A 17,526-nucleotide genomic window follows, 5' to 3' on the forward strand; every position below is an offset into this window, starting at 1 on the left:
TCGTAAGATAATATCTGGTGGTATTATCCTGCGCATGGGGCTCTTTTTGCAAAAAATCTTGATTTATCTTGCATTTCAGGTATAATGGAACTGTTCGGTGTCTGAATGCGCCGGATAAATTGAGGAGATGTCTGTGTATCTGCACAGACCCATATGCGCCACAAGCGCAGGAATGGAGGATTATTATGAAAAAGAAGACACTTGCATTAACCATGGCTATGGCTCTGGTTCTGTCTCTCGCTGCATGTGGAAACAGCAATGCAGACGTTGCTGCTGAATCTACCGCTGCTGCCACCACCGAGGCTGCTACTACCGAAGCCGCTACTACCGAAGCCGCTGCTACCGAAGCTTCTACCGAGGCTGCTGAAGCTGTTGCTGATGAGAAATCCGAGGGTGTTATGACCTACGAAGAGTACATGGCTGCTGATCTCGATTCCGAAGTTGTGATCGAGGCTTATGTTCAGGCTAAACAGTCCTGGTGGGAAGATAAGGCTACCCTGTACACCCAGGATCAGGATGGTGCTTACTTCATCTACAATTCCGTATGTTCCGAAGAGGATTATGCTAAGCTGGTACCCGGTACCAAGATCAAAGTAACCGGTTATAAGACCGAGTGGTCCGGTGAAGTAGAGATTGCTGAAGGTGCTACCTTCGAGATCGAAGAGGGCAGCTACATCGCTCCCGTTACCGATGTGACCGATCTGTTAGGCACCGATGATCTGATCAACTACCAGAACCAGTTCGTAGCTTTCAAGGGTATGACTGTAGAAGCTGCAGGTCAGGATGCTGACGGCAACGATGTTGCTTTCCTGTACAACTACGATGGTTCCGGTGAAGACGGTAACGACCTGTACTTCAACGTTTCTCTGAATGGTCAGACCTATACCTTCACCGTTGAGTCTTATCTGTGCGACAACACCACCGATGTTTACAACGCAGTAAAGAACTTAAAGATCGGTGACACCATCGATATGGAAGGTTTCCTGTACTGGTACGAAGGTGTGAACCCTCACATCACTTCCGTGACTGTGAAGTAATTTCATCAGATATTAAGCTATATTGACAATAAAAAGAACTGGCTTCCCAGGAAGACAGTTCTTTTTTATTGTCCACTTATATGCTTTACTTATCTGTTGCCAGGTACACCTGCGCATACCTATCTTCTCTCTGCCTGTCGGAATTCTTCTGCCTCCATCAGCGTCTCAGCGATCTCCTTCTCTGGCTCTACTATCTATGCGAAGTGATCAGCCTTTATTTTCTGCTCTCCAGCCATTGTTTCGCGATTTGGAATCCCTCCATGGGAACGCAGAATCGCTGATCTCTAGGCGGCTGCAATGCGGCATCCAGTTCCTCCATATCGAACCACTCCACACTCTCCACTTCCTCTTTTTGCAGGATAAGCTTCGCAACATCTACCGGCTTAGTGTACATATAGACGAATGCAACCTCGTTGTCCCGAAACATTTTTCCATGAAATTCCTTTTCGTATTGAATATCAAAGCATCCGGCGAATTGCAGCTCCTCTTTAGATGCCTGGATTCCCAGTTCTTCGTAAAGTTCCCGTATTGCAGATTCCTCCGGCTCGTCCCCCGCCTGAATATGTCCGGCGGAAGAAGTATCGAACCTCCCCGGAAAGCTGTCTTTTTCTGCAGAGCGTTTCTGCAATAACAACTGTGCCTTCCCATCCTGTTCTCTTATGATCCAGATATGGGCAGTTCTGTGACGGATACCCTTTTTATGTGCCTGTGTGCGTTCTATGCTCTCCCCTGTGGGAATGCCTTTTTCATCTACGATGTCAAAAAATTCCATGGTGTTATGGCTCCTTTGTGTTTCTTTGTAGCTTTCCTATCTAAGATCTAATACCATCAGATCAAAATCGTAGTATTCCCCGTCGATCTTAAAATACGCCGGCGAGGTCCCGATTTTCCGGAAGCCATATTTCTCATAGACATGAATAGCTCGTATATTATCGCTTCTAACTTCCAGATTGATCAGTTCTATCGTATGTTCTTTTGCATAATCAATAATCTTTTGCAATAGAGCACTGCCAATTCCCTGCCCCCATTCCGACTTGACCACAGAGATTCCGAATTCGGCGCGGTGGCTCATCCTTCTGGAAAATCCGCTTAGACTGGCATCTCCGATAATCTCTCCATTTTTCCATACTACATAGAGAACGGAATGTTCCTCCTTATTTATATTCTGTATAAATTTCTCTTCCTCTTCTGTCGAAATAGGAAGCCCTTCTTTTCCAAAGGACAGATAATCTGTCTCTCCACCTACCTGCGCTAAATATGCGATGATCTTCTCCGCATCTTCCGGCGTAGCTTCTCTGATATCAAATTCTTCCATAGCTGCCTCCAGCCCTTCTGTCATCTGTTAATAGATCTGACTTGCAATCGTATTAAAACCTGCACCAATACTTCCATCCAGCTGCTCCAGCGCATGTGCGGTCAATCTTCCGCAATCACAATAGCTGCCACAATGATTATCCTGCCGATCAGATGTTGGTATTCTTTCATGCTGATTTTCTTTTATTCTGGTTTTCACCATTTCATAAAATTATATACTTTTATTCGTAATCAAAAATGGTCTTAGTCTGAATATACTTCCCGTACCTTGCCTTCCATTCCTGATGGGTCGCAGAAGCATCGTACACAGGCAGCGCCTCCGGATCCATCTCCATTTCGATCATCAGGTCATGACGGTTCGGTCTCGGCGTCACATTTTCATAAATGTTCACCGTATGAACGCCTTCTATCTGCTTCGTCCGATTGAAGATCTTCTTGATGTCCGCAAGCATCTCCCTGCTCGCCGCATCCTCCCGGTTCCATATATTCTCTTTAAATTTTACAATGATCAGGTGCTTCATTTTGCATATCCCCCTTATTTTACTATTACTGATATGTTTTATCCTACCACGGCATCCCATTTGCTACAACCAAAATATTCCTGCAAGATCATTTCTACTTTGTCTGCATTCAGAGGACACTGCTTTGTTTCATAGGTGAGAATCAGATTTACCGAAGGAATGATACCATGTCGGCAATATAGCTTTATTTTGTCACAAGCATGATTGCAATAATCCGGATTATCCATCATCCCAAAGTGCTCCCAATAGAAATATTGTCCCGTAAAGGGATGTCGCATCACGAAGTCCGGATATAACATTATTCCATCCAAAATCAGTTTTTCTTCATAGTGGAATGGTATTTTGTTTTGATATAGTGCTCTGTCAATAATTGCTTCTGATTTAGACCGCAACATCTTCCCATGCGTTCCTTGTACCAATAAATTTTCCGGATGCTTTGTACATTTTTCATAGGGTTCCTCCTGCCACCGCTCTAGTTCCTTATCCAATGGTCTGAAATTCTTAGCCAGCAATTTTCCATATTCCGGATGATTTAATAGATGTTCGGAGTTTATTTTAATCTTGTCTGTCTTCTTCAAGTAGGCTTCCCATCCCGCTGCTTCACTCTCCAATTCCTTTTTTCTATACTCATAGTATTTCTTCAATGCCAGTATTTCTGCCTGATTTCTTTCGGTTTTCGGAAGATAGCGTATTCCATTTTCCTCTTTTACTTTCCATTTGTAGCGGTTTTCATTTTTGAAGCATTGCAATTCTCCTTGCGGAAATTTTTTGTCCAATTTTGTTATCTTTTCTAATTCCTTATTAATTTCTTCTATTCTGTTTTGTATATTTTCGCGTGTAGTTTTCACTTTTCCTCCTTCTGCACACTGGCTTCTTGATTTCCCCGGGGCTTATTCTTACTTTTCTTTCTCCTACGCCCCGGCTTCTTGACTTCTCCGGGGCTTATTCTTACTTTTCTTTCTCCTACGCCCCGGCTTCTTGACTTCCCCGGGGCTTATTCTTACTTTTCTTTCTCCTACGCCCCGGCTTCTTGACTTCCCCGGGGCTTATTCTTACTTTTCTTTCTCCTACGCCCCAGCTTCTTGACTTCTCCGGGGCTTATTCTTACTTTTCTTCCTCTCACGCCCCGGCTTCTTGACTTCCCCAGGGCTTATTCTTATTTTTCTTTCTCCTACGCCCCGGCTTCTTGACTTCTCCGGGGCTTATTCTTATTTTTCTTTCTCCTACGCCCCGGCTTCTTGACTTCCCCGGGGCTTATTTCTACTTTTCCTTCTCTCACGCCCCGGCTTCTTGACTTCTCCGGGGCTTATTCTTACTTTTCTTTCTCCTACGCCCCGGCTTCTTGACTTCTCCGGGGCTTATTTCTACTTTTCTTTTTCCTACGCCCCAGCTTCTTGACTTCTCCGGGGCTTATTCTTATTTTTCTTTCTCCTACGCCCCAGCTTCTTGACTTCTCCGGGGCTTATTCTTACTTTTCTTCCTCCTACGCCCCGGCTTCTTGACTTCCCCGGGGCTTATTTCTACTTTTCTTTTTCCTACGCCCCGGCTTCTTGACTTCTCCGGGGCTTGTTCTTACTTTTCTTCCTCTCACGCCCCGGCTTCTTGACTTCTCCGGGGCTTATTTCTACTTTTCTTTTTCCTACGCCCAGCTTCTTGACTTCCCCGGGGCTTATTCTTACTTTTCTTCCTCTCACGCCCCAACTACCTAGAACCCCAACGGCTTATTTTCTTCTCAGATACCCTTGCAGCCGGTTTCCGTGACTGTCGACGGTTACTGTCAGGGCTCCATAGTCAGTGGTGAGGTACCAGGGGACCTTAGCATCTTCCAGGCGCTGTAGCGTCGCAGCATGGGGATGGCCATAGGAATTGTTACGACCACAGGAGATAATGGCGGCAGCGGGGCCGGCGGCGGCAAGGAACTCAGAACTGGTGGAATAGCCTGAGCCGTGATGCGCTACCTTCAGGATGTCTACCTTGAAGCCCCCTTGTCTCCGTGATTCCCACAACTCCTGCTGTTCTCGCGGTTCCTGCGATTCCTGCAATTTCCGCGCATTCTGCAAAGCCTGTGATTCCTGCGCTACCCGTAACGTCTTCGCTTCCTGTAACGTCTTCAACGTCTGCAATTCCTGTGTCAGCTGCTGCTCCCCTTCGCCTTCCACATCCCCTGTCAGGAGAATGCTTAGCTTCCCGGCACCCACGCCGAAGTTTTTCCTTTCACCGATATCACCATGACCGGTTCTCTCACCAGTAACTCCGACAGCAAAGCTGCCGTTCTCACCGTAAACTTCGCTAGCAGCTCTTCCGCCCTCTCCACTTGCTTCTATCCCCTCTGCCGCGCCCCACTTCACTGCTTTCGCAAATACCTCCACGTAGAAGCATTCCGAATAGGCATTGGCATCCGCAAGGGTCGTATTCTCCTCCGGGTGCAGACACCGCAGCCGGAGTCGACTATCCCTGATCTCATCGCCACATTTTATGTAACTTACCGGTACTCCGGCATATTCCGCGGCAACAAGCAATTTTTCAAAAGCCTCCCTGCGCTCCGCTTCCGTAATCGCAGGCAGAAACATCTGCTCCACGGTAATTCCCCATTCTCCACCGTTCTCCAGCAGTTCCAATATGCCATTCATATGGTCTTCATCTGGGTGCGATACAAACACACCGCGTAGAGACTGGATTCCCCGACTTTTGAGATAAGGCTTCAACACATATTCACCGATTTTCCTCCGACTGGTACTGCCGCAGTCAAAAAGATATGCCCCCTGCCCGGTCTCCACCACGATACCGTCTCCCTGTCCCACGTCCAGAAAAGTCACACGGCTTCCCCGATCAAAATTGCCGGTCAGTAAACCAACTATTAATACTAAAATCATTGCGGCTACAATTCGGCACATAACTCCGTTCCTATATGTCATCACTCCCTGCCATGTATACCAAAAATTTGCTAAAACATGCCGCCATCTGGTGGGACATATTTCAGAGTACCTGTCAGAATGCTGCATCTTTTTTCTGTTGCTCTCTCTTTTTCTACCCCTAACGCTATCATCCACTCCGCGTGTTTCCCTACGCTGCCTTTCTCTTTCAGCGTGGTGTCCGTCTCCATGATTATTTTCCGCCACATAAGCTGCATAAAGTCTTTGTCGCTTCCATTTTTCCGCATAATTCCTGCCAATGATCAATACAAATAGCCCACTATAATAAACGACCATCTGCCACTTTGCCGGGCGGCCCACGCACCATACCGCTCCCGGCAGTTCTCCGAACCGTTCGCAGATCCATTCATACCACCACAGGATCAGACAATCCACCGTCCCTGCAATTCCCAGTCCCGGGATCAGTGACAGGATTCCCCCTGCCATCACCACACTCATAAAGGGCAACACCAGCAGGTTCAATAATACCGAGTAGACAGGGATCTCATAAAAAAACCAGAGCTGTATGGGCAGCGTAAAAAGAATAACTCCGGCACTGGCGGCAAAACCGCTTTTAAGTGCTGACACCATGCGCCAAAGCCTTTCATACACCACCTTCCGCCAGCCTTCCCGGTACTTGTTCCTCTCGTAAGCGGAATCACCCAGAATATCTGTCACGGTCAGAAGCCATGCCGGTACTCTAAAACCGTTCCCCCCGTTTCCCAGTCTCCTCTGTTCCGTGTCAAAGTCAGACCTCTCACCAAATCCGCTCTTCCCATCAGTCCTCTTTTTCTCTGCAAAGCCTAATGCCTCACCAAGTCCGCGCTTCCCGTCGGCCCTCTTTTTCTCTTCAAGCCCTGCCACCACACCACTGGCCGTTTCCACACCGACATTATCTTCCCTACCATCCCCGGCAAACACCGGTGTCAACAAGCAGATCCCCAGCACCGCCCCAAAAGACATCAAAAAGCTCACATCCCCAAGCCGCTCCGGTTGCTGCAACACCAGCAATGCCGCCAACAGCCCCACACCTGTCAGTATATCGTAAGTCCTTCCCACGAATATCCCCAACATCTGCAGCAGATACATTCCTATGGCACGGCTGGCGGATACACTCATGCCCACCATCATACCGTACAGAAGCAGTGTCATGGCACCTCCCGCTGCTGCCACTCTGACCGGAGCCCCCAGTCTCTTAAGCAGCCGGTAGCATCCCATCCCCAGCAAAGTAATATGCAGCCCTGAAATGCTTAAGATATGGGCGATCCCATTCCTCTGGTACAGCGCCTTTACCTCCGCATCCAGTTCTTCCTTCTCCCCCAGCAGTAATGTCTGCATAACGGAAGCCTCTTTCTCCGGGAATACCTTTGCCAGTCTGTCGTGTAATCTCCTTCGAAAGGCAAACAACTTTTCTCTCAAAAAGCTATAGTCCTCCTCCGCTGCCAGAACCTGTGCTTTCCGCACTCTGCCACCGATGCCCTTTCCCGCAGAATAGGCCCGCACGTCAAATTCCCCGTGATTGGTCGCAGCATCGAAGTGCGAAAAAACGCCTTCCAGAACAATATGCTGGCCCAGTCTCAGGCTCTGTACCTCCTGTGTGTTTGTCAACTCACATTGTAATTTTCCAGAATAGGAATATTTTAGATCGTTTTGAATAATAGAAATTGATTTCAGAATAATCGTTTCAGAAGTTCTTGTGTCTATCCGTCCCGTGATCCTCACCGGACTTCCGTCAGGCGGCAGTACGCCGGCATCCCCGGTGTCTGCCCCCGTCAGTATTCTTCCTATGGCGAGCACTATCACGAGACACAGACACGCCATAAAAAGCGGTCGTCTCATTAAGCTCCCTTCCGCAGGCAATCCCGCCTGCCCACAGTCAGGACTGTTCCGACAGTCCAACGCAAAAACAGTCCTGTCCCGCATAAATTCAAAATTTACTGTTCCAAAGTCGTTACATAATCCAGATTCCGTTCAAAAGTGGAATTGCTGAAGGTAGATGGCACTTCGCCGTTGACCAGGATCTGTACTTTATTGATATTATCCAGTTCCACCAGGGAATTCACGATGGAGTAAACTGCTACCTCCGTGGAAACATTGTTCACCACGGTCAGGAAGCTGGAATCCAGATTCACATAGCAGATGCCATCTTTGGTCAGGATATTGATGATCTTGGTCTCCGGATTGATCACCGGGTACAGACCCTCAATCTGTCCGCTGGGTCCCGCGATCAGTTCCTCCACCACGAATCGCTCCAACGGAGTATTGGTGGAATAATGCTTTTCTCTGTAGGCCGCGATCAGCTTATCACCGTCTGCATTGGCAAAATACAGCTTTACCTTCACCAGTTCATAGGTGTTGATCTCGTTACCGTCATTATTGATGAACTGCTCGGCATTCATCCAGCCTACCAATTCCCCTGCATTGTCATATAACTGACTGCCTTCCACGGTAATCGTCACATATTTCACATTGGACAGCTGCGTCAGTGTCCTTACAACGGCCGCCCGCACCAGTACTTCTGTGGTGACCGAAAGTTCGGAATATGCCTTATCCACATTGATCACAAGTTTTCCGTCTTCCACTTCATAATCCAGAACCTGAAATCCCATGTCAAAAGGCGCCTTATATTCCAGCTTTTCCGGGGTGGTGGAGAGAAATGTCATGGTCTCTTCCAACTGTTCCTGCGGTGTCTTGGTGTTTAGATACTGGTCATGAACCTCAACCTTCGTCTCTGCGGTATTTACATAATACACCGATATCTTTTTGCCGGTCTCCGGCTCTCTCGTGCCACAGCCGGTCAGGACTGCCAGCAACATCAGAAGCATACCGGTCAAAACATATTTTTTAACTCTCTTCATAACTACACAATCTTTCTTACAACAGCTCCGTCTAAGAGGCGATATATGTCAGCGGGATCTTCACCAGGAAACAGGAGCCCTGCCCCTCGGTACTCGTCACCGTAAGGGATCCCTTGTGCATCAGGACGGCGCTCTTGGTGATCGCCAGTCCCAGTCCCGTTCCGCCGATCTCTCTGGAATGAGACTTGTCCACACGATAGAATCTCTCGCAGATATGTGCCAGAGCCTCCTCCGGTATACCGATTCCGGAATCACTGACTTCAAAGGTAAAATACTGATGATCCGCATCCAGTATCACCTTCACCCAGCCATGATCCTTATTGTATTTGATGGCATTCTCCACCAGATTCGTCATGATCAGGGTCATCTTGACTTCATCCACCTCTGCCACCACAGGACGGACGCTTTCAAATACCACTTCCACATCCTTCTTCCGGGCGATGGGCCGCAGTCTCTTTAAGATCAGTTCCGTCAGATCATTGATGTTCAACGATACAATATTCAGATCCTGTACCTTTTTATCCATTTTTACCAGTGCCAGCAGATCCGTAATGATCTGGTTCTCTCTGTCAATCTCGGAAGCAATGTCTTCCATGAATTCTCGATACAGCTCCGCCGGTACATTTTCCTGTGCTAGCAGGGAATCCGACAATACCTTGATGGATGTCATGGGTGTTTTCAACTCGTGGGACACATTTGCCACAAATTCCTGTCGGGAATCGTCCAATGCCTTCATCCGCTTCAACAGCTGGTTAAACGCATCTACGATATGTACGGTTTCCACATAATCTGGCACAGAGATCGTCTCATCACTGAAGCCTTCCTTTACCGCATTGATGGCCTGTGTGACTCTGTTGAAAGGTCTCGTCAAAGCTCTGGACAGTATGATAGCCAGTGCCAGGATTGCCACCATCATGATCACTTCCAGAATGTACGCCTTACGATTCAGCACTTCCTTGGCATTTACGATACTGTCATTGGAAATGCTGGTCAGCATAACGCCCCGGATGGCATCCGGATTCCTTTTTCCGTTTTCGTCCGTAGTGTTTGCCGTGGTATCCATGATGGGAGTGGTCATTTCTATGTAACCGTGCTCCGGGTCATAATGGGAAATGTTTTCCCCCTGAAAACATTTGATGACCTCCTCGGAAATGATGGTCTTTCCTTCACTGATGCCGTAGGTATCTTTTTCCACCTTGAAATTCTTGTTGATGATCATAACGCGGCCTTCATACAGATTGGACAGCATCTCCAGTTCCGCATTGATGACTTCTCTGGAATTGCCGGTGTCCTCTCTGACACCATGGCTGCTTAAATAATTGTTGCTGATCAGATGATTGGCCAGGATCATCAACTGGTTCTGTACCACTGTGGTCCGCTGTTCCACCGCCAGATCCTCGTAATTGCTCACGATGCCGTGGCGCATGGCAATACAAGGCACCAGGCCGATCACCAGCGTCAGCAGGAAGATCCTCGCCCGCAGACTTCGAAGCGCGATCATGCTCTCCAGCTTTTCCCATATAGTTGCAAAACGTTCTTTATTCCATTTTTTCACAGTATAAAAACCTCAGTTCCGAACCTCTCCACGCCATTCACAAAACCGCACGATAAATCGTGCTCTCCGCTGCTTCGCAGCTACTTTTGTTCATTTGCGTGGCGGTGGCTCTATTCGAGCCACCTTCAAAGATAAGAGAAATTGATTCTTACATGCAAGCATGGCGAATCATTTCCTCTTATCTTTGCCGGTTCTCATAGTCTCACTTATTATTAAAGTAGTACCCGACACCCCATTTGGTATGCACGTATCTGGGCTCGCTGGGATTGGACTCGATCTTCTCACGCAGTCTCCGGATATGTACATCCACTGTACGCACATCACCGGGATAATCCGTACCCCATACCAGCTTCAACAAATTCTCCCTGCTGTATACCTTGTCGGGATTCAGCATCAGAAGTTCCAGCACTTCGAACTCCTTGGCCGTCAGTCCGATCTCCCTGCCCTGGATGTAGGCTCTTTTGCCGTCACGATCCAGCTTCATATCGCCGCTTTCCAGAATACCGGTGTTCTCTGTGGTTCCTTTTTTCGGCTCCATTCTGCGGAAGATAGCTTTGATCCGGGCTTTCACTTCCAGAATGTTAAAAGGCTTGGTTATGTAATCGTCCGCGCCGTATTCCAGTCCCAGGATCTTATCCATGTCATCACCCTTGGCGGTCAACATGATCACCGGTACATTGGAAAATTCGCGGATCTGCTGGCAGACCTCAAAGCCGGTCAGCTTCGGCAGCATGACGTCCAGTAATATGATGTCATATTCCTTGTTATGCGCCATCTGCAATGCTTCCTCACCGTCATAAGCACAATCCACTTCCATGTTGTCCTGTTCCAGACTGAAACGGATTCCCTTCACGATCAGCTTCTCATCATCCACTACCAGCACTTTCTTGCCTGCCATCTTTCCTTAACCTCTCTATCCCTTACTTTTCTCTTCACGGTCCCGGCATAAGCCCTCATTGTACCGTGATCTTATCACACAATTTGTCATACGCGTTCTGTTTGATCCCGGATACCTTCATAATGTCTTCCTTCGTCTGAAAGGCTCCGTTTTGCTCCCGATAGCGCACAATATCTGCCGCCCGGGAAGCTCCGATCCCCGGCAGCGCACACAATTCCTCCGCAGATGCCGTGTTGATATTCACAAGTCCCTCCGCCGTCGCTTTTACCTCGGCTTCCAGAGTCTCCGCTTCCTCCAACGTTGGAAAATACAGCTTCTGACCATCCGTCACTGTTTCCGCCAGATTCACATAAAAAGGATCCGCCTCCGCTGTCATACCTCCGACCAGTCGCAGGGCTTCCTCCGCTCTGCTGCCCTCCGGCACTTCCACGACTCCGGGATCCCGCACTGCGCCACAGACATAGACATATATCATCTGCGGTTCAGCCTTTGCCGGTTCCTGCACTGTCACGCTGCTGCCTGCAGGCTCCGCTGCCTGTTCCACCGCTTCCAGTGAGGGAAATTCCGCCACATCTTCTCCGGATGGAATCAGCACAATGGCCTCATCCTTCCTCTGACAGCCGGTCATGAACATCACCAGACTGAAAAACATTCCGATCAAACCTGCATATTTTGTTTTAAAAAACCTTATCGAAAACATCATAGTCCCCTTTCCATTTTCCTGATTCCTTCACAAAATTTCAGGGGATTGCCTCTCTATGCTGTTAACTTTCATTTTACTGGAATCGCACGGAATTTACAAGCCGTTTTCGCATTTGTGGTAACGATTCAGAACCCCTTCGCAAAATTGCCGCTACGCGGATAGCTCTGGATCATTTCCACTTGAAAATCACAATACCCACAATCGCCACGGCCATGCCGATGGCTTTCCGCCACTCCCAGGGCTGCTTCTCCACACCGAACCATCCGAACAGTTCGATAATATATGCTACAGCAAGCTGAGCGACCACAATAAGCATTACCGCTTTGGCCGGTCCCAGGGCATCCATACTGCGGATCACAGTGTAGGTGATAAAGGCTCCGATGGCCCCTCCCAAAAGCATATATCTGGGCTCCACCTGCGCTATCTTCAAGAATGAAGTCCGCTCCGTACACAGCCATGCCCCCAGACATACCAGCAATGCTGTAAACTGCACAAATGCACTGGCGGTCCAGATGCCGGTGGATTTCGTCACCTGGGTGTTGAACACTCCCTGGATGCTCATCAGCGCACCGGAAACTAAAGCAATCAAAAAACCGATCATAGAATTCTACCACCTTTTCTTTTTAGTAGTAGTCTATCCTGTGACCGGTTCGTTCATTCATATTTTATTGTAACGGTTTTAGTTCTCTGTACCACCTACCTGTCCGGCTATGGTCTCGTCCAGCTGCTGTACCAGAGTAGTCACGTCGTCACCGTTCCATACCTTGGAAAACAGTACTTCCAGCTGCATCCAGAAATTTCCCGTCTCTAGCATCTTCGGCAATGACACACTGTCCGCATACTCATCGGCAAAGATCATAAGTGCACCGTTGTCTGCATTCTCTGCCGCCTGAAGACTTGCCGGCATTTTGCCGGAGCGTTCATACAGGCCGTCCGCATATCCTTCTGCCAGATACGCTGCGAAGCAGTCCGCCAGTTCCTTGTGTTCCGAATAGCCGTTGATGACTGCCGCTCCCGTAACAGACAAAGATCTGCTCTGCAGTTCGGCGCTGACATCCGGCATACGGGCAATTCCGTAATTAAATGCAAGGCTGCCGTCCGCTTTTGCCTCTTCCAGCCGTTTGACCACATCCGTGGTTCCGATGGTGAACATGGTCTTGCCATCGATAAAGTCCTGGATCACAGAATCATAAGTCACCGTATCGGATTCAATAAAGAAGAACTGGTTCAGTGCCTTGTACACTTCCAGACACTGAATGGTCTCCGGATTATTGATATCAATATCATTTCTGTCATCCCCGGGATCACCGCCTACGATCATGTAGTTGCCTACGATCCAGTAGTTGTAGAAAATATTGTTCACGTCCCATTTCATGACACCTTCCACACCTTCCGGTGCATCAAAGGTATCTGCAATATTCAGCAGATCATCCACTGTGGAGGGAAGTGCTTCCGCGAAATACTGCTCTGCCAGCGCATTTACCGCTGCCTCATCCGCTGTCACCTGTTCCGTGGTCTGGTCTTCCGGAAGAGAATCTTCCTCGATGATCTCTTCTCCTTCCCCTATGGGTTCATCATTCTCACTGCTTCCCGCCAGTTCTTTCTCCGCCTGCTGGGTTGCCCAGGTTCGAAGATAATCTTCATTATATACCAACGCACTGGTATCAAAATAAACCGGGTAACCGATCAGCTTCTGATCATAGGTTACCGCAGACAGAGCCGCCTGGGAAAAATGGTCTGTATTGCAGATTCCCACAGTGTCAGGCACTTTCGATGCCAGTCCTGCCAGATAAGCCTTTTCCAGAGAGTCACTGCTCAACAGGTAGATATCCGGTATCTGATCGGAATGCAGGGTCTCCTGATTGATAGCTTCCAGATATTCACTGTCAGAAGTAAGTACGGGAATCACACGGACTCCATTGTTCTGTTCTCCGAAGGATACTGCTGCCGCATTGATATAACCGGACAATGCCTCATCGGAATACCAGCAATAGATTGTCTCCTTTCCTCGAAACAGCTGCAGTCCGCTTCCGCTCTCCTGTGTCTGACTCATCTCCTGCGTACTTCCGTAAACAGCTGCAGCAGCCATGGCTATCACAGCTGCTGTAGCGATAATTCTTTTTTTCAAAAACATAAATTCACCTAAACCTCTTATTCGATACAGGTGTCCAAAATAGCAATCATTTCGTCCACATTTTCCCGGGTAATCACGAGAGGCGGTACGAAGCGGATAATGTCCGCACCGGCATTGATCAGAATTAATCCCTTCTCCAATGCTCTGTTAATAATGTCTCCTACCGGATGGTCAAATACCAGTCCCTGCATCAGTCCCACACCACGGCGTTCTTTGATACAGTCATACTTGTCTGCCAGTTCGTTCAGACGCTGTTCCAGATAGGGAGCCACCTCTCTCACATGTTCTATTATATGGTCCTCTTCGAATAAATCAAGCACTTTTTCCACTGCTGCGCAGGCTAAGGGGTTACCGCCGTAGGTGGTTCCGTGATCTCCCGCTGTCAGAGAATGCTGTGCTACTTTCTCCGTCATCATAAATGCACCTACCGGTACACCGCAGCCCAGTGCCTTGGCAGAAGTCATGATGTCCGGCTTCACGCCGAAACGCTGCCATGCATACATGTAACCGGTACGTCCCATGCCGCACTGGATCTCATCCAGAATCAGCAGGATATCCCGCTCATCGCACAGATCACGAACCTGTTTTAAGAATTCTTCATTAGCGGGACGCAGTCCGCCCTCGCCCTGTACAGTCTCCATAATGATGGCACAGGTCTTGTCTGTCACCTGATCCAGCACACTCTGGAAATCATTCAGTTCTGCAAATTTGATATGTCCGATCATGGGCTGGAACGCCTCACGATACTTGGGGTTGCCCGTTACTGACAAAGCTCCCATGGTTCTGCCGTGGAAGGAGTGATTCATGGCAATGATCTCATGGTCGGTACAGCCATCCTTCAGATACGCATATTTTCTGGCAGCCTTAATGGCACCTTCCACTGCTTCCGCACCGGAATTGGTGAAAAAGACACGATCCATGCCGGATACTTTTTTGATCTTACGAGCCGCCTCGATGGCAGGCACGTTGTAATAATAATTGGAGGTGTGGATCACCTTGTCGATCTGTGCTTTCAGCGCATCGTTGTATGCCTTGTTCTGATAGCCCAGGGCAAATACAGCGATTCCCGCTACGAAATCCAGATATTTTTTCCCATCGGTGTCATACAGATGTACGCCTTCGCCCTTATCCAGAACGATCTGATACCGGTTATAGGTATGCAGCAGGTCTTTTTCCGCCTCTGCAATATATTCTTTCATGGTGTCGCTCATTTTTCCTCTCCATTCCGCAGACGTTCTTTTCGTCAAGGAAACGCAAACCAAATTTCTAATTTGGTTTTGCGATAATGGCTACTTTGTGACGCCTGCGGCACAAATAGCCGGGTGCGGAATAAGCTGCCAGGCTTATTCTGCACACTTTTTTCACTCCTCATCGGATACGATCGCAGTTCCGATACCCTGATTGGTGAAGATCTCCAACAACAGGCAGTGTGCCAGACGTCCATCCAGAATATGCACACGGTTTACACCGTTGCGGATCGCAGAAGTACAGTTGTTCAGCTTCGGCAGCATACCACCGCCGATGTAACCGTCGTGGATCAGTCCCTCTGCCTCGGAAGCTGTCAATCTGGAAATAAATGTGGACTTGTCATTGATGTCCTTGTACAATCCCTCGATATCCGTCAGAAATGCCAGTTTCTCCGCATGTACTGCTTTTGCGATAGCGCAGGCCGCATCATCCGCATTGATATTGTAGGTGTGATAATCCTTGTCCAGTCCAATGGGAGCGATGATGGGCAGGTAATCCTTCTCCAGCATGTCAAAGAGAATATCCGGATTCACGCCGGTGATCTCACCCACATACCCGATGTCCTGACCGTCGGAATATTTTTTCTCTACCTGAAGCAGGCCGCCGTCTTTACCGCTGACACCTACTGCTTTCACGCCCAGCTCTTCCACCATGGTCACAAGGCTCTTATTTACCTTGTTCAGTACCATTTCCGCGATCTCCATGGTCTCCTCATCGGTGACACGCAGACCGTTGACGAACTTTGCCTCTTTTCCGACCTTGCCGACCCAGCGGCTGATCTCCTTACCGCCGCCGTGAACGATGATGGGCTTGAAACCTACCAGTTTCAACAGCGTTACGTCCTTGATGACGTTTTTCTGCAGTTCCTCATTGCTCATGGCGCTGCCGCCGTATTTTACCACGATGATCTTACGGTTGAATTTCTGTATGTAAGGAAGCGCCTCGATCAGCACCTCTGCTTTTTTCATTACCTGTTCCATATCTTTTTCCATTTTTATCCTCATTTCCGCAGATACCGTGATCCGCCTGTCATTTATCTTTCCGGTCGTTCTTTTTTAGGAACGATAGTCCGCATTGATCTTCACATAATCATAGCTTAAATCACAGCCCCATGCGGTAGCTTCTGCCTCACCCATATGCATATCCACCAGTGCGGTAACTTCCGGATCGGAGAGGATCTTCGTGGCCTCTTCCTCGCTGTAATCACATGCCACACCATTACCGAAGATATGAATCTTGCCGCTCTTGCTCTCAAAATACAGATCCACATTTTCCGGGTCGAATTTGGCTCCGGAATAACCCAGTGCACAGAGGATACGTCCCCAGTTGGCATCATGTCCGAAGATAGCTGCCTTGGTCAGAGAAGAACAGATCACGGATTTTGCCAGAGTTCTGGCATCTTCCTTGCTGACTGCATTTATTACTTTGGTCTCGAACAGTGCTGTGGCGCCTTCGCCATCTCCTGCCATTTTCTTTGCCAGGAATGTGGTGATCTCATGCAGTGCCTTGCAGAAGTTGTCGTAATCCTCGCCCTCTGCGGTAATCTCCTCGTTGCCAGCCATGCCGTTGGCCAGCACCAGCAGTGTATCATTGGTGGAAGTATCTCCATCCACGGAGATCATGTTGAAGGAATCCACTACATCTGCGCTGACGCACTTCTGCAGCATCTCCTTGGAAATTTTCACATCTGTGGTTACAAAACCTAACATCGTGCACATATTCGGATGGATCATACCGGAACCCTTGCACATACCGCCCAGAGTCACAGTCTTGCCACCGATCTGTGTCTCGATGGCGATCTCTTTGGAAATGGTATCGGTGGTCATAATGGCATGGGCTGCATCGGAGCCAGCCTCCAGAGTATCTGCCTTGGCTGCCACCAGTTTCTCGATGCCAGCGGTGATCTTGTCTACGGGAATCTGCATACCGATGACACCGGTGGATGCAACCAGTACGGCATCGGTGGGCACGCCCAACAGTTCTCCGGCACATTTTGCTTCTGCTTCACAGCAGTCCAGCCCCTGTTTGCCGGTGCAGGCATTGGCGATTCCCGAATTGACTACCACTGCCTGTGCAAATGCAGAATGTTCCACGATCTGCTTATCCCACAGTACAGGAGCCGCCTTTACCACATTGGAGGTAAATGTACCAGCTACGGTACAAGGTGCCTTACTTACGATCAGTGCCATATCCTTACGATTCTGATATTTAATGGCAGCCTCCACACCTGCTGCCTCAAAGCCTTTTGCTGCGGTCACACCGCCCTGGATCTGTTTCATGTTGGAATAATCTCCTTTCGCTTCCGTTTTATTTATGATGTCTGGGTCAAAAGCCCCCGACTTTGAT

The 17,526-nt window shown here is 48.6% G+C and carries 15 protein-coding genes; 1 reads left to right on the top strand and 14 read right to left on the bottom strand.

Features of this window, described 5'->3' with window-relative positions; all coding sequences use genetic code 11:
* Window positions 1-185: 185 nt before the first annotated feature.
* Complete coding sequence (locus OCV96_RS09855; protein ID WP_227733536.1) at window positions 186-1,037, top strand: hypothetical protein; 852 nt, start codon at window positions 186-188, stop codon at window positions 1,035-1,037.
* 214 nt (window positions 1,038-1,251) lie between these two features.
* On the opposite strand, the gene OCV96_RS09860 is transcribed toward OCV96_RS09855, so the two are convergent.
* The 14 genes from OCV96_RS09860 to argJ all read right to left on the bottom strand — a co-directional run bounded on the left by OCV96_RS09860 (window position 1,252) and on the right by argJ (window position 17,459).
* Complete coding sequence (locus tag OCV96_RS09860) at window positions 1,252-1,809, bottom strand: NUDIX hydrolase (RefSeq protein ID WP_119623505.1); 558 nt, start codon at window positions 1,807-1,809, stop codon at window positions 1,252-1,254.
* A 36-nt stretch (window positions 1,810-1,845) separates the two neighbouring features.
* Window positions 1,846-2,352, bottom strand: coding sequence for a GNAT family N-acetyltransferase (locus OCV96_RS09865; RefSeq protein ID WP_118538402.1), 507 nt, complete (start codon window positions 2,350-2,352; stop codon window positions 1,846-1,848).
* Between the two features lie 220 nt (window positions 2,353-2,572).
* Window positions 2,573-2,872: a Dabb family protein gene (locus OCV96_RS09870; protein WP_172594715.1), complete on the bottom strand. Its 300-nt coding sequence runs from the start codon at window positions 2,870-2,872 to the stop codon at window positions 2,573-2,575.
* 38 nt (window positions 2,873-2,910) lie between these two features.
* The gene (locus OCV96_RS09875; protein WP_119623504.1) at window positions 2,911-3,648 is read right to left on the bottom strand and encodes an ATPase; all 738 of its coding nucleotides are present in this window, start codon (window positions 3,646-3,648) and stop codon (window positions 2,911-2,913) included.
* Between the two features lie 945 nt (window positions 3,649-4,593).
* On the bottom strand, window positions 4,594-7,623 hold the full coding sequence (locus tag OCV96_RS09880) for a ComEC/Rec2 family competence protein (protein ID WP_262594404.1): 3,030 nt from the start codon (window positions 7,621-7,623) through the stop codon (window positions 4,594-4,596).
* Between the two features lie 95 nt (window positions 7,624-7,718).
* Window positions 7,719-8,642 (bottom strand): GerMN domain-containing protein, encoded by a 924-nt coding sequence (locus OCV96_RS09885; protein WP_262594405.1) that lies wholly within the window; start codon window positions 8,640-8,642, stop codon window positions 7,719-7,721.
* A gap of 31 nt (window positions 8,643-8,673) precedes the next feature.
* Window positions 8,674-10,197: a sensor histidine kinase gene (locus OCV96_RS09890; protein WP_022312409.1), complete on the bottom strand. Its 1,524-nt coding sequence runs from the start codon at window positions 10,195-10,197 to the stop codon at window positions 8,674-8,676.
* Between the two features lie 202 nt (window positions 10,198-10,399).
* Window positions 10,400-11,095 (bottom strand): response regulator transcription factor, encoded by a 696-nt coding sequence (locus OCV96_RS09895; RefSeq protein ID WP_022312410.1) that lies wholly within the window; start codon window positions 11,093-11,095, stop codon window positions 10,400-10,402.
* A gap of 55 nt (window positions 11,096-11,150) precedes the next feature.
* Window positions 11,151-11,747, bottom strand: coding sequence for a helix-hairpin-helix domain-containing protein (locus tag OCV96_RS09900; protein ID WP_181968755.1), 597 nt, complete (start codon window positions 11,745-11,747; stop codon window positions 11,151-11,153).
* Between the two features lie 220 nt (window positions 11,748-11,967).
* Window positions 11,968-12,399: a DMT family transporter gene (locus OCV96_RS09905; protein ID WP_022312412.1), complete on the bottom strand. Its 432-nt coding sequence runs from the start codon at window positions 12,397-12,399 to the stop codon at window positions 11,968-11,970.
* 78 nt (window positions 12,400-12,477) lie between these two features.
* Window positions 12,478-13,932 (bottom strand): sugar ABC transporter substrate-binding protein, encoded by a 1,455-nt coding sequence (locus OCV96_RS09910; RefSeq protein ID WP_022312413.1) that lies wholly within the window; start codon window positions 13,930-13,932, stop codon window positions 12,478-12,480.
* A 17-nt stretch (window positions 13,933-13,949) separates the two neighbouring features.
* A complete protein-coding gene (locus OCV96_RS09915; RefSeq protein ID WP_172594713.1) occupies window positions 13,950-15,143 on the bottom strand; it encodes an aspartate aminotransferase family protein in 1,194 nt (397 codons plus the stop codon).
* A gap of 150 nt (window positions 15,144-15,293) precedes the next feature.
* Window positions 15,294-16,172 carry an acetylglutamate kinase gene (gene argB, locus OCV96_RS09920; protein WP_118538334.1) on the bottom strand — a complete coding sequence of 293 codons (879 nt, stop codon included), beginning with the start codon at window positions 16,170-16,172 and terminating at the stop codon, window positions 15,294-15,296.
* Window positions 16,173-16,235: 63 nt separating this feature from the next.
* On the bottom strand, window positions 16,236-17,459 hold the full coding sequence (gene argJ / locus OCV96_RS09925; protein ID WP_022312416.1) for a bifunctional glutamate N-acetyltransferase/amino-acid acetyltransferase ArgJ: 1,224 nt from the start codon (window positions 17,457-17,459) through the stop codon (window positions 16,236-16,238).
* Window positions 17,460-17,526: the final 67 nt, after the last annotated feature.

Source organism: Waltera acetigignens (genome assembly GCF_025567015.1).
GTDB classification, from domain to species: Bacteria; Bacillota; Clostridia; order Lachnospirales; family Lachnospiraceae; genus Acetatifactor; species Acetatifactor acetigignens.

What these genes read in the sequence shown, in the direction of transcription:
- OCV96_RS09915 (WP_172594713.1), bottom strand. Translation starts at nt 15,143, where the DNA reads ATGAGCGACACCATGAAAGAATATATTGCAGAGGCGGAAAAAGACCTG.
- OCV96_RS09900 (WP_181968755.1), bottom strand. Translation starts at nt 11,747, where the DNA reads ATGTTTTTCAGTCTGGTGATGTTCATGACCGGCTGTCAGAGGAAGGAT.
- OCV96_RS09860 (WP_119623505.1), bottom strand. Translation starts at nt 1,809, where the DNA reads ATGGAATTTTTTGACATCGTAGATGAAAAAGGCATTCCCACAGGGGAG.
- argJ (WP_022312416.1), bottom strand. Translation starts at nt 17,459, where the DNA reads ATGAAACAGATCCAGGGCGGTGTGACCGCAGCAAAAGGCTTTGAGGCA.
- OCV96_RS09865 (WP_118538402.1), bottom strand. Translation starts at nt 2,352, where the DNA reads ATGGAAGAATTTGATATCAGAGAAGCTACGCCGGAAGATGCGGAGAAG.
- OCV96_RS09855 (WP_227733536.1), top strand. Translation starts at nt 186, where the DNA reads ATGAAAAAGAAGACACTTGCATTAACCATGGCTATGGCTCTGGTTCTG.
- OCV96_RS09905 (WP_022312412.1), bottom strand. Translation starts at nt 12,399, where the DNA reads ATGATCGGTTTTTTGATTGCTTTAGTTTCCGGTGCGCTGATGAGCATC.
- OCV96_RS09895 (WP_022312410.1), bottom strand. Translation starts at nt 11,095, where the DNA reads ATGGCAGGCAAGAAAGTGCTGGTAGTGGATGATGAGAAGCTGATCGTG.
- OCV96_RS09880 (WP_262594404.1), bottom strand. Translation starts at nt 7,623, where the DNA reads ATGAGACGACCGCTTTTTATGGCGTGTCTGTGTCTCGTGATAGTGCTC.
- OCV96_RS09870 (WP_172594715.1), bottom strand. Translation starts at nt 2,872, where the DNA reads ATGAAGCACCTGATCATTGTAAAATTTAAAGAGAATATATGGAACCGG.
- argB (WP_118538334.1), bottom strand. Translation starts at nt 16,172, where the DNA reads ATGGAAAAAGATATGGAACAGGTAATGAAAAAAGCAGAGGTGCTGATC.
- OCV96_RS09910 (WP_022312413.1), bottom strand. Translation starts at nt 13,932, where the DNA reads ATGTTTTTGAAAAAAAGAATTATCGCTACAGCAGCTGTGATAGCCATG.
- OCV96_RS09885 (WP_262594405.1), bottom strand. Translation starts at nt 8,642, where the DNA reads ATGAAGAGAGTTAAAAAATATGTTTTGACCGGTATGCTTCTGATGTTG.